This is a genomic window from Ruminococcus sp. NATIVEDY161, assembly GCF_045819895.1.
Classification (GTDB): Bacteria; Bacillota; Clostridia; order Oscillospirales; family Acutalibacteraceae; genus Ruminococcoides.
Genome location: NZ_CP162392.1, coordinates 1,158,758 through 1,181,590, shown reverse-complemented (window position 1 = coordinate 1,181,590; position 22,833 = coordinate 1,158,758). Strand labels below are relative to the sequence as shown.

General features: G+C 48.1%; 23 protein-coding genes and 1 pseudogene. 12 read left to right on the top strand and 12 right to left on the bottom strand.

Features of this window, described 5'->3' with window-relative positions; translation table 11 throughout:
* Window positions 1-22: 22 nt before the first annotated feature.
* From AB1I50_RS05760 to AB1I50_RS05750, 3 genes are read right to left on the bottom strand one after another with little or no spacing between them, the layout of a single operon-like run.
* Window positions 23-889: a PSP1 domain-containing protein gene (locus tag AB1I50_RS05760; protein WP_407725254.1), complete on the bottom strand. Its 867-nt coding sequence runs from the start codon at window positions 887-889 to the stop codon at window positions 23-25.
* A complete protein-coding gene (locus AB1I50_RS05755) occupies window positions 877-1,740 on the bottom strand; it encodes a DNA polymerase III delta subunit-related protein (protein WP_407725253.1) in 864 nt (287 codons plus the stop codon). Before AB1I50_RS05755 ends, AB1I50_RS05760 begins: the two co-directional genes overlap by 13 nt.
* Window positions 1,741-1,742: 2 nt before the next feature.
* Window positions 1,743-2,213, bottom strand: coding sequence for a metallophosphoesterase family protein (locus AB1I50_RS05750; RefSeq protein ID WP_407725252.1), 471 nt, complete (start codon window positions 2,211-2,213; stop codon window positions 1,743-1,745).
* A 56-nt stretch (window positions 2,214-2,269) separates the two neighbouring features.
* Here AB1I50_RS05750 and AB1I50_RS05745 point away from each other — a divergent pair, with 56 nt between their 5' ends.
* The 3 genes from AB1I50_RS05745 to AB1I50_RS05735 are packed head-to-tail and all read left to right on the top strand — an operon-like array spanning window position 2,270 to window position 3,221.
* The gene (locus AB1I50_RS05745) at window positions 2,270-2,500 is read left to right on the top strand and encodes a hypothetical protein (protein WP_407725251.1); all 231 of its coding nucleotides are present in this window, start codon (window positions 2,270-2,272) and stop codon (window positions 2,498-2,500) included.
* A gap of 11 nt (window positions 2,501-2,511) precedes the next feature.
* Window positions 2,512-2,874, top strand: coding sequence for a hypothetical protein (locus tag AB1I50_RS05740; protein WP_407725250.1), 363 nt, complete (start codon window positions 2,512-2,514; stop codon window positions 2,872-2,874).
* A 23-nt stretch (window positions 2,875-2,897) separates the two neighbouring features.
* Entirely contained in the window at window positions 2,898-3,221 is a 324-nt protein-coding gene (locus AB1I50_RS05735) for a hypothetical protein (RefSeq protein ID WP_407725249.1), read from the top strand.
* Here AB1I50_RS05735 and AB1I50_RS05730 read toward each other — a convergent pair.
* The 4 genes from AB1I50_RS05730 to AB1I50_RS05715 all read right to left on the bottom strand — a co-directional run bounded on the left by AB1I50_RS05730 (window position 3,214) and on the right by AB1I50_RS05715 (window position 7,189).
* Window positions 3,214-4,458, bottom strand: a complete 1,245-nt coding sequence (locus tag AB1I50_RS05730; RefSeq protein ID WP_407725248.1) for a glutamate-5-semialdehyde dehydrogenase — start codon at window positions 4,456-4,458, stop codon at window positions 3,214-3,216. The two genes, AB1I50_RS05735 and AB1I50_RS05730, sit on opposite strands and share 8 nt — an antisense overlap.
* A gap of 169 nt (window positions 4,459-4,627) precedes the next feature.
* A complete protein-coding gene (gene proB / locus AB1I50_RS05725; RefSeq protein WP_407725247.1) occupies window positions 4,628-5,416 on the bottom strand; it encodes a glutamate 5-kinase in 789 nt (262 codons plus the stop codon).
* A 121-nt stretch (window positions 5,417-5,537) separates the two neighbouring features.
* Entirely contained in the window at window positions 5,538-6,089 is a 552-nt protein-coding gene (locus tag AB1I50_RS05720; RefSeq protein ID WP_407725246.1) for an ECF transporter S component, read from the bottom strand.
* A gap of 218 nt (window positions 6,090-6,307) precedes the next feature.
* Window positions 6,308-7,189: a hypothetical protein gene (locus tag AB1I50_RS05715; protein WP_407725245.1), complete on the bottom strand. Its 882-nt coding sequence runs from the start codon at window positions 7,187-7,189 to the stop codon at window positions 6,308-6,310.
* A gap of 207 nt (window positions 7,190-7,396) precedes the next feature.
* Between AB1I50_RS05715 and AB1I50_RS05710 the strand changes: the two genes are divergently transcribed.
* The 5 genes from AB1I50_RS05710 to AB1I50_RS05690 all read left to right on the top strand — a co-directional run bounded on the left by AB1I50_RS05710 (window position 7,397) and on the right by AB1I50_RS05690 (window position 14,446).
* Complete coding sequence (locus AB1I50_RS05710; RefSeq protein ID WP_407725244.1) at window positions 7,397-9,742, top strand: CotH kinase family protein; 2,346 nt, start codon at window positions 7,397-7,399, stop codon at window positions 9,740-9,742.
* Window positions 9,743-9,886: 144 nt separating this feature from the next.
* Window positions 9,887-11,332 carry a pyruvate kinase gene (gene pyk, locus AB1I50_RS05705; RefSeq protein WP_407725243.1) on the top strand — a complete coding sequence of 482 codons (1,446 nt, stop codon included), beginning with the start codon at window positions 9,887-9,889 and terminating at the stop codon, window positions 11,330-11,332.
* Between the two features lies 1 nt (window position 11,333).
* Entirely contained in the window at window positions 11,334-11,837 is a 504-nt protein-coding gene (locus tag AB1I50_RS05700) for a shikimate kinase (protein ID WP_407725242.1), read from the top strand.
* 323 nt (window positions 11,838-12,160) lie between these two features.
* Window positions 12,161-12,715 (top strand): helix-turn-helix domain-containing protein, encoded by a 555-nt coding sequence (locus AB1I50_RS05695; protein ID WP_407725241.1) that lies wholly within the window; start codon window positions 12,161-12,163, stop codon window positions 12,713-12,715.
* Window positions 12,716-13,039: 324 nt separating this feature from the next.
* Entirely contained in the window at window positions 13,040-14,446 is a 1,407-nt protein-coding gene (locus tag AB1I50_RS05690) for an IS5 family transposase (RefSeq protein WP_407725308.1), read from the top strand.
* A gap of 141 nt (window positions 14,447-14,587) precedes the next feature.
* Here AB1I50_RS05690 and mnmA read toward each other — a convergent pair whose 3' ends face one another.
* The gene (gene mnmA / locus AB1I50_RS05685; RefSeq protein ID WP_407725240.1) at window positions 14,588-15,658 is read right to left on the bottom strand and encodes a tRNA 2-thiouridine(34) synthase MnmA; all 1,071 of its coding nucleotides are present in this window, start codon (window positions 15,656-15,658) and stop codon (window positions 14,588-14,590) included.
* Window positions 15,659-15,677: 19 nt separating this feature from the next.
* A complete protein-coding gene (gene nadA / locus AB1I50_RS05680) occupies window positions 15,678-16,595 on the bottom strand; it encodes a quinolinate synthase NadA (protein WP_407725239.1) in 918 nt (305 codons plus the stop codon).
* 271 nt (window positions 16,596-16,866) lie between these two features.
* On the opposite strand from nadA, the gene AB1I50_RS05675 reads away from it, so the two are divergent.
* The 3 genes from AB1I50_RS05675 (at window position 16,867) to AB1I50_RS05665 (ending at window position 19,231) form a co-directional block, all read left to right on the top strand.
* Window positions 16,867-17,133 carry an LPXTG cell wall anchor domain-containing protein gene (locus AB1I50_RS05675; protein ID WP_407725238.1) on the top strand — a complete coding sequence of 89 codons (267 nt, stop codon included), beginning with the start codon at window positions 16,867-16,869 and terminating at the stop codon, window positions 17,131-17,133.
* 87 nt (window positions 17,134-17,220) lie between these two features.
* A complete protein-coding gene (gene srtB, locus AB1I50_RS05670) occupies window positions 17,221-18,030 on the top strand; it encodes a class B sortase (protein WP_407725237.1) in 810 nt (269 codons plus the stop codon).
* A complete protein-coding gene (locus AB1I50_RS05665) occupies window positions 18,014-19,231 on the top strand; it encodes an LCP family protein (RefSeq protein WP_407725236.1) in 1,218 nt (405 codons plus the stop codon). The genes srtB and AB1I50_RS05665 overlap by 17 nt, the downstream gene beginning before the upstream one ends.
* A gap of 115 nt (window positions 19,232-19,346) precedes the next feature.
* Here AB1I50_RS05665 and AB1I50_RS05660 read toward each other — a convergent pair.
* Window positions 19,347-19,691, bottom strand: a pseudogene (locus tag AB1I50_RS05660) (RNase III inhibitor); the annotation flags it as partial.
* 407 nt (window positions 19,692-20,098) lie between these two features.
* Here AB1I50_RS05660 and AB1I50_RS05655 point away from each other — a divergent pair.
* Window positions 20,099-20,749 carry a vWA domain-containing protein gene (locus tag AB1I50_RS05655; protein WP_407725235.1) on the top strand — a complete coding sequence of 217 codons (651 nt, stop codon included), beginning with the start codon at window positions 20,099-20,101 and terminating at the stop codon, window positions 20,747-20,749.
* A gap of 53 nt (window positions 20,750-20,802) precedes the next feature.
* On the opposite strand, the gene AB1I50_RS05650 is transcribed toward AB1I50_RS05655, so the two are convergent.
* On the bottom strand, window positions 20,803-21,969 hold the full coding sequence (locus AB1I50_RS05650) for an LCP family protein (protein WP_407725234.1): 1,167 nt from the start codon (window positions 21,967-21,969) through the stop codon (window positions 20,803-20,805).
* 213 nt (window positions 21,970-22,182) lie between these two features.
* Complete coding sequence (yfbR, locus tag AB1I50_RS05645) at window positions 22,183-22,770, bottom strand: 5'-deoxynucleotidase (protein WP_407725233.1); 588 nt, start codon at window positions 22,768-22,770, stop codon at window positions 22,183-22,185.
* Window positions 22,771-22,833: the final 63 nt, after the last annotated feature.

Below are 22,833 nucleotides of genomic sequence, written 5' to 3'. Positions count from 1 at the left end.
TTTTATGTTGGAAATCCGTCTGTCATTCCAAGCCGGAAAGCTTTTCCATCTCTTTTTTGTCAATCTTAATGTAGCCGTCCTTGATGATTCTGCACTGCTTAACCGGGAATTGCTTCGGCGCAACGTCGTCGGGAGTGTTGTCGAGCTTTACCTTAAGCGTGCGCGCGATAAGGTTGTTTTCAACCACCAAGCCCTTGCCGTCGGGGGTTTTTACAATCGCTCCGACCTTCGGAGTGCGCCTGATTAAGTCGGTGTAGGCTTCCTGCTCGTATTTAAGGCAACACATAAGCCTTCCGCAGGTTCCCGAGATTTTGGTCGGGGAGAGCGAAAGCCCCTGCTCCTTTGCCATCTTGATTGATACCGGCTGGAACTCGCCCATAAAGCCGCAGCAGCAGAACGGTCTGCCGCAAATTCCCAAGCCGCCGAGCATTTTTGCTTCGTCCCTTACGCCGATTTGCCTTAGCTCAATTCTTGTTCTGAAAACCGAAGCCAAATCCTTTACCAATGCGCGGAAGTCAACCCTGCCGTCGGCGGTAAAGTAAAAGATAATTTTGTTGTTATCAAAGGTGTACTCTACATTTACAAGCTTCATTTCGAGCTTGTGATTTGCAATTTTCTGCTCGCAAATTCTGAAAGCTTCCTTTTCCTTAAGCTTGTTTTCGGCAACCTTGTTAAGGTCGGCTTCAGTCGCGATGCGGATAAGCGGCTTAAGCGGATGGTTAAGCTCGCCGTCGTCTATTGTCTTATTAGGGGTGGCAACCTCGCCGCATTCAAGTCCGCGCGCAGTCTCTACAATAACCTTGTCGCCGGCGCTCAGCTTGTTGCCGATGGGGTCAAAGTAGTAAACCTTGCCAACCTCTTTAAATCTTACTCCGATTACCTCTGCCATGAGATCCTCCTGTATTCTCCGCACAACTGTGTTGTCAGGAGATTTATGTTGATGTTTTGTTTAAGTTTGTATTTTGAGCTGTCCGTAAGCTCTATCATATCGAGCAGCTTTTTTCGCGTAAAGCGCGATGACAGCTTTTTTGCAAGCTCGGGTTTATATGAAGCCTTCGCGCCCGACAGCACTGTTACCGCGTCAAATAAAATCAGCTTTACCGCGCGCAGAATATCGTCGGCAAGCGATTTGTCGGCAAGCGAACGCAGCGCCAAAAGCAAATCGTATTCGCTGAGCGAAATTATACCGTTTGCAATTTCCTCCGCGGCTTTTTGCGCTTCTTCGTTAATCTCTGCCTCTCCGCCTAAGTTAATCATCGAGCAGCGCGAGATTATCGTCGGCAGCAGCCCCTTTGCGCTTTGGCAAAGCAGAATAAAGTACACGCCCTTGGGAGGTTCTTCAAGGAGCTTTAAAAAGGCGTTTTGCGTTATCTCGGAGAAAACGCTGTCGGCGTTTTCGAAGATATAAACCTTCGAGTCCGAGTCGTTCGGCAAAATGTACGCGTCCTTAATCAGCTCGCGTATTCTGTCAATTGTAAGCGTCTTGCTCTTGCTCGAGCTATCGGGGGTGACGTAGGTAATATCCGCGTGGGTTTTGGCAAAAGCGTTAACGCAGTTTTTGCAGTGTGTGCAGGGCTTGTCCTGCTCTGAGCATACCGCAAAAGCCGAAAGATACTTTGCAAGCTCAGCGGCTTCATCACCGCCGCCCTCGATGATAAAAGCGTGGGGAAGCCTGCCCGAGCCGGTTATATTCTTTATTATGTCCGCGGCTTTTCCGCCGGGCTTATAATCTGTACTCATAGTTATTTAATCGTTACAATGTTGGTGACAATATCGCCCTTTTCGGTGATGTCGATGTATCCGTAGGTTGCGCCGTAGCCGTGGCACGAGCCGGGGTTCATAATATACAGCCCGTCGTCGTACTCATTCATAGCGCAGTGGGTGTGGCCGTAGAGGAGAATGTCTGCCTTCTCCTCCCTTGCGGCGCAAACCATATTATGGATGGTGAATTTTGCCTGATAAAGGTGTCCGTGGGTGACGAAAAGCCTTTTTCCGCCGACCTGTGCAACCTCGGTAGGCGGCAGCATACTCGACCAGTCGCAGTTTCCGCGAACGGCGATAAGCTGCTTTTCGGGGAAGTCGATTTTGAGCGATTCAACCTCATTCGAGCCGTCGCCGCAGTGAACGATAACTTCGGCGGTCGGCTGGGCGGCAATCGCCTTTTTTAAGCTGCGGTAATCTCCATGGGAGTCCGATACAACCAAAATACGCATAAAATTCTCCGTTCTATTTTGCACTGTGCTGCATAGTATATCGTGAGGTGGTTTTTGTGTCTGAAAATATAAATAATCTTTTATCTCAGCTTTCAAAAAAGCTCGGGGTTTCTTCAAATGAGATAACCTCTGCCGCGCAAAACGGAGATGTACAAAGCCTGCTGAAAAACGCCGACAGCGAGGAAGCAAAGCAGTTCAATGCCGTGCTGTCGAATCCGGAAAAGACAAAGCAGGTTTTGAATTCTCCCCAGGCAAAGGCGATTATGAAGCTGTTGAGCGATAAATAGGAGATGCCTAAATGTCGGATATTCAGGATAAAATAAATAAAATTTTAAGCGATCCCGAGGCACTTAAGCAGCTGCAGGGCTTAGGCGCTCAGCTTGGGCTGTCGGGGGATAACCCCGTAAGTCAGCCAAGCTCTCCGCCGCCTGCGCCTGCTCCAATTGTGAGTGGTGCAAACGGTGAGCTGATGAGCGCTTTAACAAAGTTTGCGCCGATGATTAGCGGCTTTTCCGAGGATGACGACGTGAGCCGTCTGTTACACGCGCTCAGACCGTTTCTGAGCGAGGAAAAGCAGCAAAAGCTCGACCGTGCCCGACGCCTTATGAAGCTTGTAAGGATAATTCCGCTGATTAAGGACAGCGGTATTTTTAATCTGTAAATGTTCAGGAAAGCAGGTGTGTTATGCCCGGATTTGAGGAAGAAGCGTTCCGCCGCGCCCAGCAGATAAGCCGTCCGCGCGTCGTGAAGGAACGTGCCGAGACTGTCCGCGAGCCCGAAAAACCCAAGCCGAAGCCCGAGGTTAAAGAGGAACAAAAGGCGGAGCTTCCGAATATAAATAATTCTGAAAAAGAAACAAAATCAAATCCAAAGCCCGAAAAAACCGGGCTGATAGAAACGCTGTTCAAGGACAAGGAAAAGAGCGTAATACTCGCGCTTATCCTTTTGCTCAGCGACGAAAACAGCGATCCGTCGCTGCTGCTTGCGCTGATGTACCTGCTTATCTGATTTGACCGTCGCCGTGGATAACGTACTTGTTGCTGGTCAGCTCGTTTAAGCCCATAGGACCTCTCGCGTGGAGCTTCTGAGTTGAAATGCCGATTTCCGCGCCGAGACCGAACTCGCCGCCGTCGGTAAAGCGTGTTGAAGCGTTAACGTAAACCGCCGCCGAGTCAACGCATGAGGTGAATTTATCCGCGTTGCGGTAGTCGCTTGTCACAATGCTCTCGCTGTGGCCTGAGCTGTACTTTGCGATATGCGCAATCGCGTCGTCAATGCTGTCCACAACCTTAATCGCGAGGATGTAGTCGAGGAATTCCCTTGCGTAGTCGTCCTCAGTTGCAGGGATAATGCTGTCACCGAGGATTTGCTTTGTCCTCTCGCAGCCGCGGATTTCAACATTCATCTTGTCGAGCTCGGCTTTAATCGCAGGCAGTGCCTTGTCAGCGATGTCAGCGTGAACAAGCACGGTTTCAATCGCGTTGCAAACCGAGGGACGCGAAGTTTTTGCGTTAAATACAATGTCAGCCGCCATCTTGATGTCGGCGCTGTCGTCAACATAAACGTGGCAGTTGCCCACGCCTGTCTCGATTACGGGAACCTTTGAGTTGTTGACAACGCTCTGGATAAGTCCTGCTCCGCCGCGCGGAATGAGAACATCAAGGTACTCGGAAAGCTGCATAAGCTCGGTAGCACTCTGGCGTGTTGTGTCGGTCACGAGAGCTACGCAGTCCTCGGGAAAGCCGACATTTTTAACAGCCTCGCGCATAACCGCCATAATCGCGGTGTTAGAGTTAATCGCTTCCTTGCCGCCGCGGAGAATAACGGCGTTGCCTGCCTTAAGGCAGAGTGCCGCCGCGTCTGAGGTAACGTTGGGACGAGCCTCGTAGATAATTCCGATAACGCCCATCGGTACGCTAACCTTCTGAATTTTAAGCCCGTTTTTAAGGGTTCTGCCGTCGAGAACTCTTCCGACGGGGTCGGGGAGAGCTGCAACCTGCTCAACGCCGACAGCCATGCCCTCAATACGCGCTTCGTCAAGTCTTAAGCGGTCGAGGAGCGATACGGTAAGTCCTGCTTCCTCGCCGTTTTTTATGTCAATGGAATTCGCCTTGATAATTTCTTCGCTGTGCTCTCTGAGCGCCTTCGCAATCGCGAGCAGCGCGTCGTCCTTTTTAGAGCCTGCCGTCATCAGAAAGCGCGAGGCTTCCTTAGCCTTTGCGCCCATAATTTCAAGAGTTGTCATAGGTTGTCTCCTTTTTAATAGTTTAGAGTTTAGAGTTTAGAGTTTAGAGTTTAATTTCGGTCGGGAGGATAAGTTTGCGTTCCCCAAACGTTTTATTCCCGAATGAATTAATATCGTGCTGACTTTTGGCGACCGCAAGGTGATTCCCTTAATTATCCATTATCCATTTTCAATTTTCAATTCTCTTAAACACCGTTCCCGGTGCCTCGCCCTCAAAAACCTTGTATAGGTTCTCGGGGTTTGAGCCGTTTATTACGTGAACCTCAATGCCGCGCTTTGTGGCGTAATTTGCCGCCTGCAGCTTTGTTACCATTCCGCCTGTGCCGCGGTTTGAGCCTGAGCCTGCCGCCATATCCATAATGCTCTTGTCAATTTTCTCGACCACGTTAATCTTCTTCGCGTCGGGATTTTCGCGCGGATTAGCGTCGTAAAGTCCGTCAATGTCTGTCAGGATTACAAGCCTGTCGGCCTCGACAATCCTCGAAACAATCGCTGAAAGCATATCGTTGTCGCCGAAATTGTTTCCCTCGAGCTCGTCAACCGCAACAGTGTCGTTCTCGTTGATAACAGGGATGATATCCATATTCAGCAGCTCGTCGATTGTGTTGTTGATATTTTGGCGTTTGCTCTCGGTTTCAACCGCGTCGTAGGTCAAAAGAATTTGCGCTACGTTGTGGTTGTACTCACCGAAGAGCTTGTCGTACATAAACATAAGCTCGCACTGACCTAAAGCGGCAAGCGCCTGCTTCTTTTTGATGTCGGTCGGGCGGCGCGAAAGGCACATCTTGCCCATTCCAACACCCAGCGCGCCCGAGGATACAAGCAAAATATCCTCGCCGCTGTTGTGCAAATCGCAAATCGTCTTGCAAAGCGCCTCAATGCGACGGTAGTTGATTTTTCCGTTCTCATAAGTAAGGCTCGAAGTGCCCACCTTTACAACGGTTTTTGTTCTGTTCATATCTACACCTTATTTCTATTACTTACTCCACATAAAATACCATCATCCATTATACCACAACATTCAAAAAACATCAACATAAAAATAATGCCGCCCAAATCAGGACGGCATTTGTATTTTGTTATCTCGGAAAAAGCTTTTGCTTGAACTGAACCGCGTCGAGCGACAGACCGAGCGCGATGTACAGCACTGCGGCAACCGCAACCTGCAAAAGGTTAGGAATTACAGCGGCAAACGCTGCGGCAAAGCCGTGGAAAAACGCATTTGCGAGCAGATAACCGCCGAGTGTGACGAACGTTGACGGAATTACCATCAGCAGGTTCGGCAGGTTGATAATTCTGTCATAACGGCTGTTGTTTTTCAGTGCGATTCTGCACAGTACAAACGGCAGAACGTTGAGCGCCTTGATTATCGCCGTGGGAATTGCCCAGTGCGGATAACCCGAGATTAAGTCTGCAAGCGCTCCGCCGACAGCCGAAGCGATTATTCCGAACGGTCCGGGAAGAACCGACGCCGCGAGATAAATGATAGAGTCTCCTGCGTGAACATAGCCCAGTGGAGTAGGAATTTTGATAAAAGCAGTTGTCACCGTAACCAACGCGGCAAACATCGCGCTGAGCGCAACGGTCTTTGCGGTCGCGGACGGCTTTGAGATTGCTCTTGTGCTTTGCATAATATATGCCTCCTTCTTTGTGTTGAAAAAATAACCCAATATTACCTAAAATTTTAAGTACATTTCGAAAGTACACTCGGATTATATCACATTACTGTATATTAAAAAATATACAGATATAAATAAAAAATAAGGTACAGTTTACGCGCGTAATCATTTAAAAAGCTTGAAGCCGGCAATTTTCTGCCGGCTTCATAAATAGATTATTTAATGTTTGATTAAGAAAAGCTTGCGGAAAGCGAGATTGAGGAATCAGCCTTGTGGTTGGTGATAAGCGCGTTGTCCTTTGTATCGCTCGCGATTTCCCAGATAAATTCGGGAGTTGTGCTTCCGCCGTCAACAACCTCGTACTCAACAACAAGGAAGTTTGCTCCCTTTGTGTAGTTGTAGCCGTTGAGGTTAATTCCGTTGAACTTGATAAGTCCCTTTTCGTAGAGCTCGTAATTGATTACGCTGCCTGCCTTTGCAGGTCCGTCAAGGTAGGCGTTTGTGGGTTTAAGATACTTGTTGTCGTACTTAACCATAGCCTGGAAGTTGCTGAGGAGCTTTTTGCAGGTAAGTGTGTAGGTGCAGGTTACCTTGTCTCCTACATTGTAGGTCTTGCCGCCTACGCTGAGAGTACCGCTGCCCTTTTTCTCGCTGTCGCCGCTCTTGTCGTCAGCCTTTGAGCTGCTGCTCTTGTCGTCAGCCTGTGAAGCGCTGCTGCCGCTTCCGCCGTTATTGTTAGCAGAGTTTCCGCCTGCGCTGCTTGAAGCCGAGCCTGAATTTGCAGCCGCGCCGCCGTTGCCGTTTGCGTTATTGGCAGTGCCGTTGCCGTTGTTTGCCGAACCGCCGCTTACTTCGGTATCGGGAGTTCCCGAGGGAGCGGTCATGGGCTGACCGTTTTCATCCTTAATGGGATTGCCGTTTTCGTCGGTGTAAACGCCGTCTACAACCCTTGTGACAACCTGAGTTTCGGTGACAACGCGCGTTTCGTTCTCGCTCGAGCCTTCAGATTCGCTGTTGCCGCCGCAGCCTGCGAGCAGTGCGGTCGCGCCGATAAGCGCCGCAAGTATCGCCGCCAAGGGAGCTCTGAAGGAATGTTTCTTATTATCAGTCATATTAATCACGTCCTTAAAAAATTACCGCGATAATACCGCAGTATCAAAGTAGTTTTTATTATAACAAATAAAAACTGAAAAATAAAGGTTATTTTAAAAAAAGAAAAGAATTTGAGAAATTTCGCTTGATAATGTGAAAGTCACGTGATAGAATAAAAATAAACAATAATTATACGCAAGAATTAATACAATTAGGGGGTATTGTTCATGAAAAAGACAATATGTGTCATTTTAGCGGTAATTATGGCGCTGTCCGTTTTGTCACTTGTTCCCGTAGGAGCAGAGGAGACAGAGCAGGGCAAGCCGACCGCCTTTACGGCTGAGCCTGCGCTCTACGCGCACGCCGTTCTAAACTCAGCCGACGCAAATGCGTGGGTTGCGTGGCAGTGCGAGCACGACGAGGACTTCGTTGAAATCAACGAAAATGTCAAGTATTTCTTCCTTCCGTCGTCTGCAAGCGGAGAAAAGGTTGACATCTACAACGCTTACGATTCGTCCGTTACCGTAAACGGCGTGTCTATAGCGCCCGACGAGACAAAGACTGTTGCTTACAGCGCAGACAGCAGCTATACCGTAAGCGTAGGCAGAGCTTCGTATACTCTTAAGTTTATGAAGTCGAGCGCCGAGGCGGCGGTTTATGTAAACAACTCTAACGCCGACGGCAACGGCACCGACCTTATGACCTACCTCAACGCCGACAAGAGCCTCAGCGCAAAGGCAACAGGCGCGATTGTCGACCAAAAGGGCAAGGTAGACAACACGACAATTAAGAAGATTAAGGGCAGAGGCAACACCACCTGGGACAAGCCTAAGAAGGGCTACAACATCACCTACGATTCGAAGGTGTCAATCGGCGGAATGGCAAAGTCCAAAAAGTATTCTCTGCTCGCGAATTACCAGGACGATTCGCTCTCCAGAAACCGCTTCCTGTACGACCTTTCCGACGCGGTGGGAATGCCCTACGCCTCGGATTCGCGCTATGTTGATTTTTACGTTAACGGCTATTACTGGGGCTCATACCAGATGTGCGAGAAGGTCGACACCGGCGCTGTGCTCGACGATATCTCGGGCGACGAGTACCTCAACGAGGACGGAACGCTCAAGAGCGACTTCCCCTTTGTTGCCGAGGTTGACGCCAGCGCAGGCCCCGACGATTACTACTTTGTAGCTTCAAACGGCACAAAAATCACACTAAAAGCTCCCGAGCTTGACGCGGGAGATCCCAACTACCAGGGAGTTTTGGATTACGCGAAGTCAAAATTTGATACCTTTGCCAGAACAACGAGGAACAAGAGCGGCAAGGTTTCCAATGTCGGAGACGTCGAATCGCTCGCAAAGCTTTACCTGATTAACGAGCTCGGAAAGAACTGGGATTCGGGCGTATCGAGTACATTCTTTACCTACAAAGCCGATGAGGACGGCAAGTATAAATTTTACGGCTCGCCTGTTTGGGATTACGACAACTCGCTCGGCAACGCCGTAGGCGTGGCGCGCGATTTGCGCACTATGGGCGTAAACGACTACGAGCAGTACACCGGCTGGTGGTGTAAGTTCAAGGGTAAAAATTCGGGCGATGTTTCGTCGTCAAACAACATCATCAACCAGCTTTCGGTTAACGCCGAGGTTATGGCGGCAATGCCGGAAATTTGGTTCAACGAGTTTGTTCCTGCTATCAACCACTTTGCAGGGGCTTACGGCAATCCCCTTGAAGCAGACGAAATTTATTCCGTAAAAGAATATTACGACTATGCAAAGGGCTCTGCCGAGATGAACTACGCAAGCGGTTGGCTGTTAAATACCGGCTCTTGGATTGCAAGCCATTCATCGCTTAACAAGGCAAGCTACGATTACGACAAAAAGCAGTACACCGTATCAACTATCGCGACGCGCTACCAGAACAATTTTGACGGTATGTACAACTACGCCGCGGATTGGATGACAAGCCGCGCGGCTTGGCTCTCAAATGAATTCGCCGCAAATTACGCACCGGGTTATATCTACGGCGACGTTACCCGCGACGGTGAGGTTACCGTTGCCGATGCGTATCAGGTTCAGCTCAACTGCGCACAGCTCACGGAATTTAACGCGGCGGAGTTTGAGCTCGGTGACGTAAGCTTTGACAATCACGTTACCGTAAGCGACGCAACCCTAATTCAGCAGTACGCGGCGGAGCTTATTGACGATTTCAAAAAAACGGATAAGCCCGTGCAGCCTGCCAATCCCGTAACTCCTACCGAGCCCGAACAGCCCACAGCTTCACAGGATAAATACACGGTTGTATTTTCCGATACGCTCGGATGGGGCAGCCCGATGTACTGTTACTACTATTACAGCGACGGCTCTTACACCGCGGCATGGCCCGGAACTGCCATGACCTCGATTGGAAACAACGCCTACAGCATTGACGTTCCCGAAAACGCGGCGTACATTATCTTTACAAACGGCACGGTTCAGACCGAAAAAATTCCGTTTGACAAAACCGTTCTGCATTACTACGCAGTTGACAGCGTAAACGAAAAGGGCAGGTACGATTACGCCTCTTATACAAACTAAAGCCATAGCGGAAGCCGGCGGCATAAACGCTGCCGGTTTCTTTTCATTTTAAATATAATTTTCTTTGTTTTTATTGCATATAACAGCGATGTGTGATAGAATATTATTGTATATTATCCTAAAAAAGTGAAGGGAGATTTAAATATGAGAAAAACCAAAATTGTCTGCACAATCGGTCCGTCGTGCAACACTAAAGAAAAGCTGCTTCAAATGATTGACGCGGGTATGAACGTTGCGCGAATCAATATGTCTCACGGCGATTACAGCGTGCTTGAGGGCGTTTTTGCTACCCTTAAAGAGGCGATTGCCGAGAGCGGAAAAAATATAGCGATTTTGCTCGACACCAAGGGCCCCGAGGTGCGCGTCACCACCTTTAAGGACGGCGCCGCCGAGCTGGTTGAAGGTCAGGAATTTACCTTCTATAAGGAGCTCGAGGAGGGCGACTCAAACGGCGTCGCAATCTCATATCCCAGACTGATTGATATGTGCAACAAGCCCGGAAACATCCCCATTGAAGGCAGAGAGGTTCTGCTTGACGACGGTATGATTTCGCTGACCGTAACAAAGGTTTATCCCGAAAAAATCACCTGCAAGGTCAACAAGGGCGGCAGGCTGACCAACCGCAAGAGTATAAACATCCCCGGCTACCACATCAGTATGCCGTACGTAAGCGCTCAGGACAGGCGCGATATTGAGTTCGGTCTGCAGCACGGCGCAAACGTTGTCGCGGCTTCGTTTGTCCGCAATCACGAGGACGTCCGCACTCTGCGCGATTATATCGACAGCATCGGCTACGAGCACGTTGAGATTATCGCGAAAATCGAGAACCAGAGCGGTGTTGACGATATGGATATGATTATCGACTACGCTGACGGTATTATGGTTGCAAGGGGCGATATGGGCGTTGAAATCCCGTTCATCAAGCTGCCTGAAATTCAGAAAATGTTAATCCGCAAGTGCGTTGCCAAGGGCAAGTACGTTATCACCGCAACCCAAATGCTCGAGAGTATGACGACTTCTCCGCGTCCGACGCGTGCCGAAATCAGCGACGTTGCAAACGCCGTGTACGACGGCACAAGCGCGGTTATGCTGTCGGGCGAATCCGCAGCCGGTAAGTACCCTGTAGAGAGCGTTAAGGCGCTCAGCGACATCTGCACCGAGGCTGAGAGCAACGGCGAGTTTGCGGCGCTGCATAAATTTATCGAAGAAAATTCCTTTGAAGATCCCAACGTTCTGCGCGGAAGCATCTGCAAGGCGGCAAAGGAGATCGCCAAGGAAGTAGGCGCAAAGGCGATTTTGGTTGAAAGCGCCACCGGCAGAGTCGCAAGGGCTATGGTTCATTTCAGACCTGAGGTTCCCGTAATCGCGGTTGTTACCAGCGAGCTCGTCTGCAAAAAGCTCTGCCTCAACTGGGGCATTACCGCTTTGCTCGGTGAGGAAATGGTAAATTCCGACGACATTACCGTTCAGGCGATGGAAAAGGCGTGGAGCACAGGTATGTTCCAAAAGGGCGATATCGTGGTTGTACTCTCATCAAACAAGACCGTGCCCACCTCAAGCACAGATTCGCTCAACATAAGAGTTATGTAATATGAGCAATATAGTTTTAATCGGAATGCCCGGCTCGGGCAAGAGCACGGTCGGAGTTTTACTCGCAAAGGCACTGGGATATTCGTTTGTCGATACCGATTTGATTATCAGCCGTAAAGCCGGAAAACCGCTTCAAAAAATCCTCGACGAGGACGGTCTCGACCGTTTTTTGGAGCTTGAGGAAGAGGTTGGCTGTACACTCGACTGCGATTACACGGTCGTCGCGACAGGCGGTTCGATGGTACTGTCAAAAAACGCGATGGAGCACCTGAAATCTATCGGCACAGTGGTGTATATTAACGTCGCGTTTGACGAGATTAAGCGCAGGGTGACAAACATCACGACGAGGGGCATTGTCTTTCACAAGGACGAAACGCTCAAAAACGTCTTTGACCAAAGAACTCCGCTTTACCGCGGCTACAGCGACATAACCGTCGATATCCCTTCGGAAAATTTCACGGTTGAACAAAGCGTTGATACCCTGGTGGAAAAGCTCCAAAAATAAAAATACCATAAAATAGCAAATATTTATAAATATTCACCGTTTGTGATGCTTTATTAGGTTAAAGGCGGTGATTGTTTTTTGACATAAAATGGTGATTTTTGGCAAAAGTGATTATATGTCAACCAAACTGTCATTGACAAATTGGAAATATGCAAACATTTTAAAAAATTATGTGCTATAATTAGTTCACAAAATCGGCATGGTTATTTTGGCAGTTTGCGCTCTGAATTATGCAAATATCTATCCGAAAAACGAACAAGCCGTTTGCCGAAAATACCCGGTTTTGACAGAATGTTATCATATTACAGAATGGGGAGATTTGCATGACTTTCCACGATAGGTTAAATGACTACATTCTGCAGGCTAAATGTTCAAGCAAAGAGCTTGCGCAGGCTTCAAAGCTATCGGAAGGTACAATCAGCAGGTACAGAAAGGGCTACAGAGTTCCCAACGTCCGCGGAGACCACTTCGCCGGACTTACCAAGGGTCTGTACGGGCTTTTGTCAAAACAGGATCCGGACATTACCGAGGAGGAAATTTCCGAGTCGCTCAAAAAGCTGATCGACAAAAGCTACGGCATTGACTACGACACCTTCATTGATAAGCTAAAGCTGCTGTTAAGGGGTTTTGAAATCAGTAATAACGAACTGGGAAGAAGGCTCAATTACGATCCTTCTTATATTTCAAGAATTCTCTCCGGACAGCGCCGTCCGGCGGACATACGCAAGTTTAACGCGAACGTGGCATATTATATAGCCCATCAGAAGGCAGATGAATTAGAGCCTTCGACAATTTGTGAGGTTTTGGGCTGTGACGGCAAGGTCGTTGAAGACCGTGACCGCCTGCAGGAAGAAGTTGAAAATTGGCTGTCATCTTAATAATGATGCAGCAAGGCGATACTTAAATTCACGCGCATTTTTTTCGGCACGCCGTAAAAGGGCGTTTCAGCACATATTTTATCTCAAAGATTCACAGAAACAGCAAATGTCAAACCTCTGTGGAATCCCCCGCAGTTTTTTGAATTAACAGGCACCTCCCTTTTTTTGGCCGGCGCCTGTTTCTTTTTAAACCTTTCTATAATAATGTAAACTGAACAATCCCGATCATCCGATAAACAGTGCAAAAATCATCGAAATATGGTATAATAAATGCAAGGAAAACGGCTGAAAAGCCGCAAAAAGCTTGCATTTGGAGATGATGGGATGTATAAATTCGACAACGGACAGATAAGTTTAGAAGATTTCGGACAGCCGATAGGCATGAATCTGAAAAACAGCAACCGTTGGGTTAAGCGTGCGCAGACGATTCCGTGGCTTGAGATCGAGAAAAAATACGCGAAGCTTTTCTCTAACAAGAAGGGCAATGTGGCAAAGTCACTGCGCCTTGGTCTCGGCGCGAGGATCATCCAAGCCGAGTACGGCTACTCCGACGCCGAGACCCCGCTTCAAATCCAAGAGAATCCGTATCTCCAATACTTTTGCGGCTATAAAGCCTTTGATGACAGCAAGCCCCCGTTTGATCCGTCGATGATGGTCTACTTCCGCAAACGCCTGACGCCTGAGATCATCGGAGAAATCAACGAAATGATAATCTCCGCAGAGCAGGCAAAGCTTGAAAAGGAGAAGGAGAAATCGAGCAAAGACGAATCCGATGACGATGATAAGAACAGCGGAACCATGATCGTTGACGCGACCTGTGCTCCGTCGCAGATCTCATATCCGCAGGATGTATCCTTACTCAACAAAGCCCGCGAGTGCAGCGAGAAAATCATTGATGAGCTGCATGTCAAAGGCGAGCAAAAGCCCCGTACATACCGTAAGAAAGCGCATAAAGACTACACTTCTTACGCCCGCATCCGTAAGCCAAAGGCAAAGCAACGTCGTAAGGCAATCAAAAAGCAGCTTGGCTATCTCAACAGGAACATCGGTCATATTGAGAAAATGCTTGTCGGCGGGAAAGCATTACCTGCTAAATTTGAGCAAAAGTTTTCCACAATCCAAACAATCTACGCGCAGCAGAAAGAAATGTACGTCAACCGCACCCAAAGCGTCAAGGACAGGATTGTCAGTCTGAGCCAGCCGTGGATCCGCCCTATTGTGCGCGGAAAAGTCAAGGCAAAGACGGAGTTCGGTGTGAAGCTCGACATCAGCGTTTGCAATGGCTGGACGCGTCTTGAAAGGCACAGCTTTGACGCTTACAATGAATCCACGGGCTTGAAAGATATGATTGAGCGGTACAAAGAACGAACGGGACATTATCCCGAGCGTGTGCTTGTCGATAAAATCTATCGCACGCGCGAGAACCTGAAATACTGCAAGCAACACAAAATCAGGCTTTCGGGACCGGCTCTCGGCAGACCGAAAAAGGACGCTGAAATCGACAAAAAACAGAATTACATCGATGAGTGTGAGCGCGTCGAGGTTGAGCGCAAATTCAGCCTCGCCAAGCGCAAATGCGGCATGGACATGATAGTGACAAGGCTGAAAGAGACAACTTGCCACAGCATTGCTATGTCCGTTCTGCTTCTCAATCTGAGGAGGATCGAGAAGTTGAGGGCGGAGATATTAGCGTTGCTTTTCCGCAGTTTGAAATTGGGGTTTGTTCAGTAGATATTATAATAATAACCCGGCTCAAATTAAACGAGCCGGGTTTTTAATGTAAATAAAACTCCTGCGTTTTGATTCCGCCGTTACAGAAGCGTTGCCTTACGTTCACGCTTTCCAAAGGCGGACGATAGTGCCCACCGGCACTTATATTATCGTTCCGCCGCCGACAACCACATCGCCGTCGTACAGCACAACCGCCTGTCCCTTTGATATCGCCCTTTGCGGCTCGTCAAACACAACCCTGATTGTGTCTTTGTCAAGCTGCGTAACCGTCGCAGGCTGTTCCTTCTGATTATATCGAACCCTCGCGCAAACGCGCAGGGGGCTTGTAATCTCGTCAACCGTAATCAGGTTGATATCGTTTGCCAAAAGCTCCTTTGAAAGAAGCGAGGCGTTATCGCAAAGCACAACGCGGTTGTTTTCGAGGTCTTTTTCCTTGACGTACATCGGTGCAGGCAGGGCAAGTCCAAGCCCTTTTCGCTGACCGACGGTGTAGCCGATTATACCCTTGTGAGTACCCAAAACATTTCCCTCGGTGTCGACAAAATCGCCCTCGGGGTAGTCCTTGCCGGTGTACTTCCTGATAAACGCGGTGTAGTCGCCGTCGGGCACAAAGCAAATGTCCTGGCTGTCGTGCTTTTCGGCGTTAATCAGCCCGAGACTCCGCGCAACCTCACGCGCCTCGTCCTTTGTCATTTCTCCGAGCGGAAACAGGATTTTCGAAAGCTGTTCCTGCGTCAGAGAATACAGCACGTAGCTCTGGTCTTTTGACGCATCCACTGCCTTTTTCAGCAGATATCTGCCGGACTTTTCGTCGTACTCTACGCGCGCGTAGTGGCCTGTCACCACGCAGTCAAAGTTCAAAACCTCAGCACGGTTTACAAGCTCTTTAAATTTGATAAAACGGTTGCAGTCAATGCACGGGTTCGGCGTTGCGCCGTTTTCGTAGGCGCTAATAAACCGCGATATCACGTTTTCCTTAAAGCTGTCCTTGAAGTTGTACACGGTGTGCGGAATTCCGATGTTCCGGCAAGCGCTGCGCGCGTCGTCAATATCGTCGAGCGAGCAGCAGCTTTTCTCGCTGCACACAATGTCGCCGTTATCGTACAGCTTCATTGTGATACCCTCGCACTCGTAGCCGAGCTTTTGCGTAAGGTACGCCGCGACCGAGCTGTCTACTCCGCCGCTCATCGCAATCAGTGCTCTTTTACTCATATAATTTACTCCGAAAAAATTATTGACCGAGCCTTATCATCTCGTCAATACAGCGCTTTGCGCTGCTGATAGTTTCGTCATCAAGCTCAATTTCCTCGCCGCCGTCGCCGTTAAGGCAGTTGTAAACGTCGTAAAGCGTGGTCGCCTTCATATTCGGGCAAATCAGCTTGAGCGAGAGAAGATAGAACTTCTTGTCGGGGCACATATACTGCAAATGCTCTGCAATGCTTATCTCAGTGCCGATGATGAATTCCTTTTTGTCCGAGTTTACGGCGTAGTTCATAATTCCCGATGTCGAGCCGATATAGTCGGCATACGCGCAGACCTCAGGTGTGCACTCGGGATGAACAAGGAGCTCCGCCTCGGGATGAGCCTTCCTTGCAGCCTCAACGTCGTCCGTGCTCACGCAGGCGTGAATAGGACATCCGCCGTTTAACAGCTTAATATTTTTGTCGGGGCACTGCTGCTTAACATAGCTTCCCAGGTTGCAGTCGGGAATAAACAGAATGTCCTTGTTTTCAATGTTATTTACAATCTGCACAGCCGACGAGCTTGTAACGCAGACGTCGCAAATCGTCTTTAGCTCGGCGGTGGTGTTTATGTAGGCGACAACCGTGTGGTCGGGATAGCTCTTTTTAACCTCGGAGATAAGCGCCTTGTCCATCTGGTCCGCCATTGCGCAGCCTGCAATCGGCTGAGCGAGCATTACGGTCTTTTCGGGGGAGAGAATTTTGCAGGTCTCCGCCATAAAGCGCACTCCGCACATCAAAATATTTTTATTGCTCACCTTTGACGCGTCAACGCTCAATTTGTAGCTGTCGCCGGTGTAGTCGGCAATCTCGCAAATTTCACGCGCCTGATAGCTGTGCGCCAAAATACAAACGTCCTTTTGCTTTTTTAATTCCAGTATTTTTTGCTGGAGCTCTGAAACATTCATCGCTGATACTCCTTTTTGTTTGTTGACTTTATGCGGTTGCCTATATTATACCTTTTTATTTTGAACTATGCAATAAAAATATTATAAGCAAAAACGCAAATTGGCAAAATAACGGTAAAATACCGTATTTTTTACTCATTTTACTTAATAATTATCATAAAATAATACTTTACTTTTTTGTTATCTTGTGTTATAATATCAATAATTAAAAATATGATTTAAACAATTTTCTATATTTGTTTATATTATTCAGGATTTGGAGGAGTTTAAAATGAAGAAATTATTTGCAGCTGTTGCGGCGGTAATGATTATGGCAGTCAGCGCAGTTCCTGCGTTTGCAGTTTCTGTGGATAGCCCCGTGGCGACAACTCAGGCTGAAACTCAGCCCACTACATCCACTGTTAAAAAGGACAACACTCCTGTTTCTCCTAAAACAGGTTCCGACAGCGTAGCTGCTTTCTCCGCAATCGCGCTTACTTCGGTTGCATGCGGTGCGGCAACACTCTTTGCCGTAAAAAAAGCTAAGGCTGAGAAGTAATTTAACAAGGTTTTAAAAAGCCTCTTTGACAAAAAGGGGCTTTTTTTCTTGATTGTTTAATTTTGAATTACGTAAAGAGGTGAGAGCGTGAAAAGAGGAAAAAACAAGGCGATTATCGCCATTATAGTCATTCTCGCGCTCATTTTTGCCGGTGCGGCAGGGTTTATTATTTTTAAGCTTGTGAACGGCGCGGCGGCAAATGACCGTTACGATAAAATCGCGAGCTCTTACGCTTCAAATCTTTCCGAAACAGAGGGAAGTCAGCAAAGCCCGGGCTCACAAAGCACCGAGGCTTCCTCAAAGCTTGCGGAAAATCCCGTGAATGTGGCTGAGCTTCACGCGCAAAATCCCGACATTTACTCGTGGATTTACATTCCGGAGACCAATGTAAATTATCCCGTTGCTCAAAGCGACGCCGACGATAACTTTTATCTCGACCACGATATTTACAAAGGCTACAGCTTTCCGGGAACGATTTACTCGCAGTCGTGCAACAAAAAGGACTACTCCGACCGCGTAACCGTGCTTTACGGTCACAATATGCTCGACGGATCAATGTTCGCTACACTGCACAGATTTTCGGATCAGCAGTTTTTTAACGAAAACAGATATATGTATGTATACACAGAAAACCGCAAGCTGACCTACGAGATTGTATCCGCCTTTGTGTATGACGACAGGCACATTATGAACTCGTTTAACTTTTTGGACGACGCAGTTTATGCCGAGTGGCAGCAGGAGGCGCTCAACCCAAGGTCGGTTTCGAGCAACGTAAGAAAAAATATTCAACTTACCAAAAACGATAAAATGCTTGTTCTTAGCACCTGCCTTAACGGCGGCGGCGAAGGACGTTATTTGGTACAGGGGGTACTGAGAAAAGATGAGCAAACCGGATAACAACGGTTTTGAGTGGGATGATATAAGCAGCGACTCGCAGTTTGTCGTGGGCGACGTGGAGAGGACGGAAGTCAAAAAGGACAAAAAAACCGTCAGAGACGACGTCAGCGACTATATATATATGAACCCTGTCAAAACAAAGAAAAAAAAGTCAGGGAAAAAACAGCACAAATCCCAACGCAAAAAACGAAAAAAGACATGGAAAAAGGTTCTGCTGGCAATCGTTTGCACGCTTATGGCGCTTGTATTGCTCACAGTCGGAACAACCTTATTCCTGATTTTCAAGGGTAAAAACGAACTGTTAATAAGCGATATACAAATTTCCTCGCCCGACGGCATAAACGCCACCGTGCAGGAAGGCGGACAGTATATCGTCTATAACGGCGTGACATATAAATATAATGAAAACGTCACAACCCTGTTGTTTATGGGCACGGATAAGCGTGACCTCAACGACCAAAACGAGCAGGGAACAGGCGGTCAGGCGGACGTTATCGTAATGATGGCGCTCGACTTGAAAAACCGCAAGCTGACAATGGTTAACGTTCCGCGTGACACCATGACCGACGTTGCAATTTACTCCGCAAGCGGGTATTATACCGGTATGAAAAAACAGCAAATCTGTCTTTCGTACGCATACGGCGACGGCAAAAAGACAAGCTGTAACAACACCTTGGCGTCGGTAAGACGAATTTTCTACAATATTCCGGTCAGCACCTACTATGCGCTCGACCTCGACGGTATAGCCGCGATGAACGACGCGGTGGGCGGAGTTGACGTAGTATCTCCCGAGACTATCAATAAGTTTAAGGAAGGTCAGCAGTATCATCTGCAGGGCGGCGACGCGGAGTCGTTTGTTCGAGATAGAGTTCACGACAGAGCAGACGCCAATATGCTCAGAATGCAGCGCCAGCAGGTTTACGCAAGGAGCTTTATGAACACGGTTATGAGCAGCGTAAAAAGGGATCCGTCCACAGCGGTTGACCTGTTCAACGACAGCGCTCCGTATTCGTGCACAAACCTGAACGCGGCAAAGGTTATGTATCTTGCGCAGGATGTTGCGCTGCACGGCTCACTGAGCGCAGAGATTGTCACTGTCCCCGGTAAAACAACGCTCAACGCAAACGAGCAGGCTGAATTTAATATCAGCGAAAAGGAATTCTACGAGCAGTTCCTCAGCGTATATTACGAAAAAATGTAAAAATTGGTTGCTCAATAGACAGCAACCAAAACCATATAATAAAAAATAATTGTAGGGTTCGGTCTTGACCGAACCCTCGTTTTGTATGTGCGGATTTTTTGTTTTCGGTATTTAGTTATATCAAAACCTGATCAAATTCGTACAGAGCCTCGTTAATTTCAAAACGGTTATAATTCTGTTTTAGAATAAAGAACTCTATAATTATATCAAATTTACTGCTGTGCGACAGCGCGTAGCCTGCCTTCATAAGCAGCTCCTTTGTCTCGTCAATGTCGAGCTCAAGAGCGACGGCAAAAGCCGCGGCGGTCTGTTTTGAGGGCTTGTACTGCGGATTTGTGCGGATTTTCGAGAAAAGCTTGCGGTCTATTCCGGCTTTTTTGTAGCACTGCGCGTCGGTGATGCCCTTTTCATCAATCTTTCGCAGGAGCATTTCGGAAAAGCTCTCGTCAAGAGAGTTGAGCATATCGCTAAGATTTGCGCCGAAGTTTGGCGCAAATGACTTTTCCTGTGCCATACCGATTGAAGGGGCAGGGGAGGACGGAGCCTTTCGGTTTGCATTTGAGCGGAATAATTGTGCTGCCGAAGCCTTCGGCGCCGAAGTAGCCAGGGGAATATCGGACAGCGCCGCACTTCCTTCAAACGCGGAGATATCCTCGTAATTGCTGTCTATATATTTTGTCAGCTCGATTAAAAGCTCTGAATTCAGGTTTTTGCGCTTTGGTTTAAAGAACATATTATCACCCTCGCGGTCATTATAGCATTTAAAAATATTTTTGTAAATGTCGCTTTTGAAGCGACCAAATCAGCCTTCGAAAAGTCTATTATATAATTGTCAAAGGACAAATAAACTTTTCGGAGGTAATTATTATGACAAAAAAGCTTAACAACAACATCACTGAAATCGTTTTCATTCTCGACCGCAGCGGTTCGATGAGCGGACTTGAAAAGGACACAATCGGCGGCTTTAACGCTATGATTGAAAAGCAGAAAAAGCAGGACGGCAAGGCGTATGTTTCCACGGTACTGTTCGATCATGAGAGCGTTGTGCTCCACGACAGGCTGCCGCTTGAGCAGATTAAGCCGATGACCGAGGATGACTACACGGTGCGCGGCTGTACGGCGCTGCTCGACGCAATCGGCGGAGCGGTAAAGCACATCGGCAATATCCACAGATACGCAAGGCCTGAGGACGTGCCCGAGCACACGATGTTCGTAATCACCACCGACGGACTTGAAAACGCCAGCAGAAAATACAACAGCCGCGACATCAAAAGGCTTATCGAGAGCAAAAAGGAAGAGGGCTGGGAGTTCCTGTTTATCGGAGCGAACATCGACGCGATTGAAACCGCAAATGACTACGGAATAAGCGCAGATAGAGCCGTAAACTACAACGCCGACTCGCAGGGCACCGGAGTTGTGTTTGAGGCGGTCAGTGAAACGGTGGCGAAGTTCCGCGGAGGTCAAAAGGTTGCGCCGTGCTGGAGCAAGAAAATCAACGACGACTACAACAACAGATAGTGCAAACAAAAATACCGGTTCATCGCTTAGCGGTGAACCGGTTAGTCATTTATTTAGTTTGCTGAGCTTGAAGATGAAGAACCCGATGAACCGGAGTCTCCGCCCGTGAGCCTGTCCTCATAAATGAACTTGGCAAACTCCAAACGCTGCTTGTTCATATCGGCAATCGCGATAACCGAACCTGCAGGAGTGTTGTTTTCGTAGTACCAAAGTCCCTCTGTAGGAACATAACTCTGCTCAACGGTGTAGGTCAGGTAAGTCGGAGCGTGAGAAACCAGAGCGGTAATCTCGTCCTTCTTGAGGTTGGTTGTAACCATAGGACCGACCGAGCTTACGATTGAAACAATCTTGGTGAGGTCAGCGCCCTTGAGGTCGTTGAACATCTTTTCAAGAAGCTTTCTCTGTCGTGAGGTTCTATCCCAGTCGTCGCCGTCAATACCGATTTCGTTGCCGTCCTCGTTGGTGGAAAGACCGCGGTTACGCGCGTACCAAAGCGCCTCCTGACCGTTCAGGTGAACTATGCCCGGAGCATTGGTGATGGTCTTGGGGTTGTCAACCTGCTCGTTTTTGTACATCTGATAGTTGATGTAGTCAATTTCGTCCTGAGTAACTTCCATATCAATACCGCCGAGGGTGTCGATAATCTCAATAAAGCTGTCAAAGTCAACAACCGCGTAACGGTCGATTTTGATACCGAAGTTTGTCTCGATAGTCTCTATAGTCAGCTTAGGTCCGCCGTAGGTGTAAGCGGCGTTGATTTTGTTCTGACCGTAGCCGGGAATATAAACGTAGGTGTCGCGCTGGAACGAGGTGAGCTTAAGCTTTTTGTGCCAGTTGTCAATCGACATCATAATCATTGTGTCGGTTCTGCCGTGCTCGTCGCCGTCGCTGTTATCCTCACCGAAGAGCATAACGTTGAGCACCTTGCTGTCCTGAAGCAGCTGTCCGTCACCGATTGTAAGCTGAGTTCCGTCGCCGGTCATCTCTGCCGATACGGTAGCGGATACCGAGTCGGATTTGTCGCTTGACGGAGCCGTAAAGTCCTCAAAGTTCATAGAGTTAAGCAGTGCGTAGTAATAAACCATTGCGCCGCCGCCCAGCAAAAACAGTATTGAAAATATAAGACATAAAATTCTTAATGCTCTGCCTTTTTTGTTGTAAAGCTTAAACACCTGGGTGTTTGAGCTTATATCAACATAGTGGCCGTTAGAATTCGCCATATTAATCCTCCTGTGTTGATAGGAAAGCTGTATTACAAAATTTTATAAATAGACATATAATATTATACCACATAATTCCAATCGATAATTCTTTTATAGAACTATATGCTTTACGTGTGACGAAATTTGCTGCCGAAAATAGCGCTTTTTTGATGCAGATAATCAAATTTGTGATATTTTTGTGAATATCGGGTGCTGGTTTTAACGCGCGTATTAATTCAGCTCGTCGAGGGCAAGGTAGAACGACGGCAAAAATTCGCGCTCAAAAACCTCTGCCTCGGGCAGCTTCATATCGTCGATTGACTTTTGGATTGTCTCCTTAGCCATTCTGAATTCATCGTTGCCCATGCGCATTTCCTCAATGCACTTTATAAGCGCCGAGTACCTGTCGGCTGCCTTTACAAACACATGCAGCTTGTCGTCGTCTTTGCCGTTTTGCTTTAGGATTGTGCTGTAGTCGTCCCTGAAATCCTCGGGCAAAAGCGAGATAAGCCTGTCCGCGGCTCTGTCCTCAATCTGCTTGTAGGCGTCGATAATTTCGGGATTTTGATACTTTATCGGCGTTGGCATATCGCCTGTGATAATCTCTGTGCTGTCGTGAAAAACCGCGAGCAGCGCCGCGCGCTGGGCGTCGAGCTCTCCGCCGAAGCGCTTGTTGTGAATAAGCACCAAGCAGTGGGTTAAAATCGCCACCTGCTGGCTGTGCTCGCTGATATTTTCGAGCCTTGTGTTGTTCATCAGTCCCCAGCGGTTGATGTACTTCATCCGCGAGAGCATTGCGTAAAAATGAGATGACGTCATAGCAAAATCTCCAAACAAAAATTTTTATTAAAAATAGTGCAAAAATATTCAGTATGTGTTATA

What these genes read in the sequence shown, in the direction of transcription:
- AB1I50_RS05655 (WP_407725235.1), top strand. Translation starts at nt 20,099, where the DNA reads ATGACAAAAAAGCTTAACAACAACATCACTGAAATCGTTTTCATTCTC.
- AB1I50_RS05740 (WP_407725250.1), top strand. Translation starts at nt 2,512, where the DNA reads ATGTCGGATATTCAGGATAAAATAAATAAAATTTTAAGCGATCCCGAG.
- AB1I50_RS05710 (WP_407725244.1), top strand. Translation starts at nt 7,397, where the DNA reads ATGAAAAAGACAATATGTGTCATTTTAGCGGTAATTATGGCGCTGTCC.
- AB1I50_RS05750 (WP_407725252.1), bottom strand. Translation starts at nt 2,213, where the DNA reads ATGCGTATTTTGGTTGTATCGGACTCCCATGGAGATTACCGCAGCTTA.
- AB1I50_RS05675 (WP_407725238.1), top strand. Translation starts at nt 16,867, where the DNA reads ATGAAGAAATTATTTGCAGCTGTTGCGGCGGTAATGATTATGGCAGTC.
- AB1I50_RS05735 (WP_407725249.1), top strand. Translation starts at nt 2,898, where the DNA reads ATGCCCGGATTTGAGGAAGAAGCGTTCCGCCGCGCCCAGCAGATAAGC.
- AB1I50_RS05760 (WP_407725254.1), bottom strand. Translation starts at nt 889, where the DNA reads ATGGCAGAGGTAATCGGAGTAAGATTTAAAGAGGTTGGCAAGGTTTAC.
- AB1I50_RS05715 (WP_407725245.1), bottom strand. Translation starts at nt 7,189, where the DNA reads ATGACTGATAATAAGAAACATTCCTTCAGAGCTCCCTTGGCGGCGATA.
- AB1I50_RS05665 (WP_407725236.1), top strand. Translation starts at nt 18,014, where the DNA reads ATGAGCAAACCGGATAACAACGGTTTTGAGTGGGATGATATAAGCAGC.
- AB1I50_RS05730 (WP_407725248.1), bottom strand. Translation starts at nt 4,458, where the DNA reads ATGACAACTCTTGAAATTATGGGCGCAAAGGCTAAGGAAGCCTCGCGC.
- AB1I50_RS05720 (WP_407725246.1), bottom strand. Translation starts at nt 6,089, where the DNA reads ATGCAAAGCACAAGAGCAATCTCAAAGCCGTCCGCGACCGCAAAGACC.
- AB1I50_RS05755 (WP_407725253.1), bottom strand. Translation starts at nt 1,740, where the DNA reads ATGAGTACAGATTATAAGCCCGGCGGAAAAGCCGCGGACATAATAAAG.
- AB1I50_RS05700 (WP_407725242.1), top strand. Translation starts at nt 11,334, where the DNA reads ATGAGCAATATAGTTTTAATCGGAATGCCCGGCTCGGGCAAGAGCACG.
- AB1I50_RS05650 (WP_407725234.1), bottom strand. Translation starts at nt 21,969, where the DNA reads ATGGCGAATTCTAACGGCCACTATGTTGATATAAGCTCAAACACCCAG.
- proB (WP_407725247.1), bottom strand. Translation starts at nt 5,416, where the DNA reads ATGAACAGAACAAAAACCGTTGTAAAGGTGGGCACTTCGAGCCTTACT.
- yfbR (WP_407725233.1), bottom strand. Translation starts at nt 22,770, where the DNA reads ATGACGTCATCTCATTTTTACGCAATGCTCTCGCGGATGAAGTACATC.
- AB1I50_RS05695 (WP_407725241.1), top strand. Translation starts at nt 12,161, where the DNA reads ATGACTTTCCACGATAGGTTAAATGACTACATTCTGCAGGCTAAATGT.
- mnmA (WP_407725240.1), bottom strand. Translation starts at nt 15,658, where the DNA reads ATGAGTAAAAGAGCACTGATTGCGATGAGCGGCGGAGTAGACAGCTCG.
- AB1I50_RS05690 (WP_407725308.1), top strand. Translation starts at nt 13,040, where the DNA reads ATGTATAAATTCGACAACGGACAGATAAGTTTAGAAGATTTCGGACAG.
- nadA (WP_407725239.1), bottom strand. Translation starts at nt 16,595, where the DNA reads ATGAATGTTTCAGAGCTCCAGCAAAAAATACTGGAATTAAAAAAGCAA.
- pyk (WP_407725243.1), top strand. Translation starts at nt 9,887, where the DNA reads ATGAGAAAAACCAAAATTGTCTGCACAATCGGTCCGTCGTGCAACACT.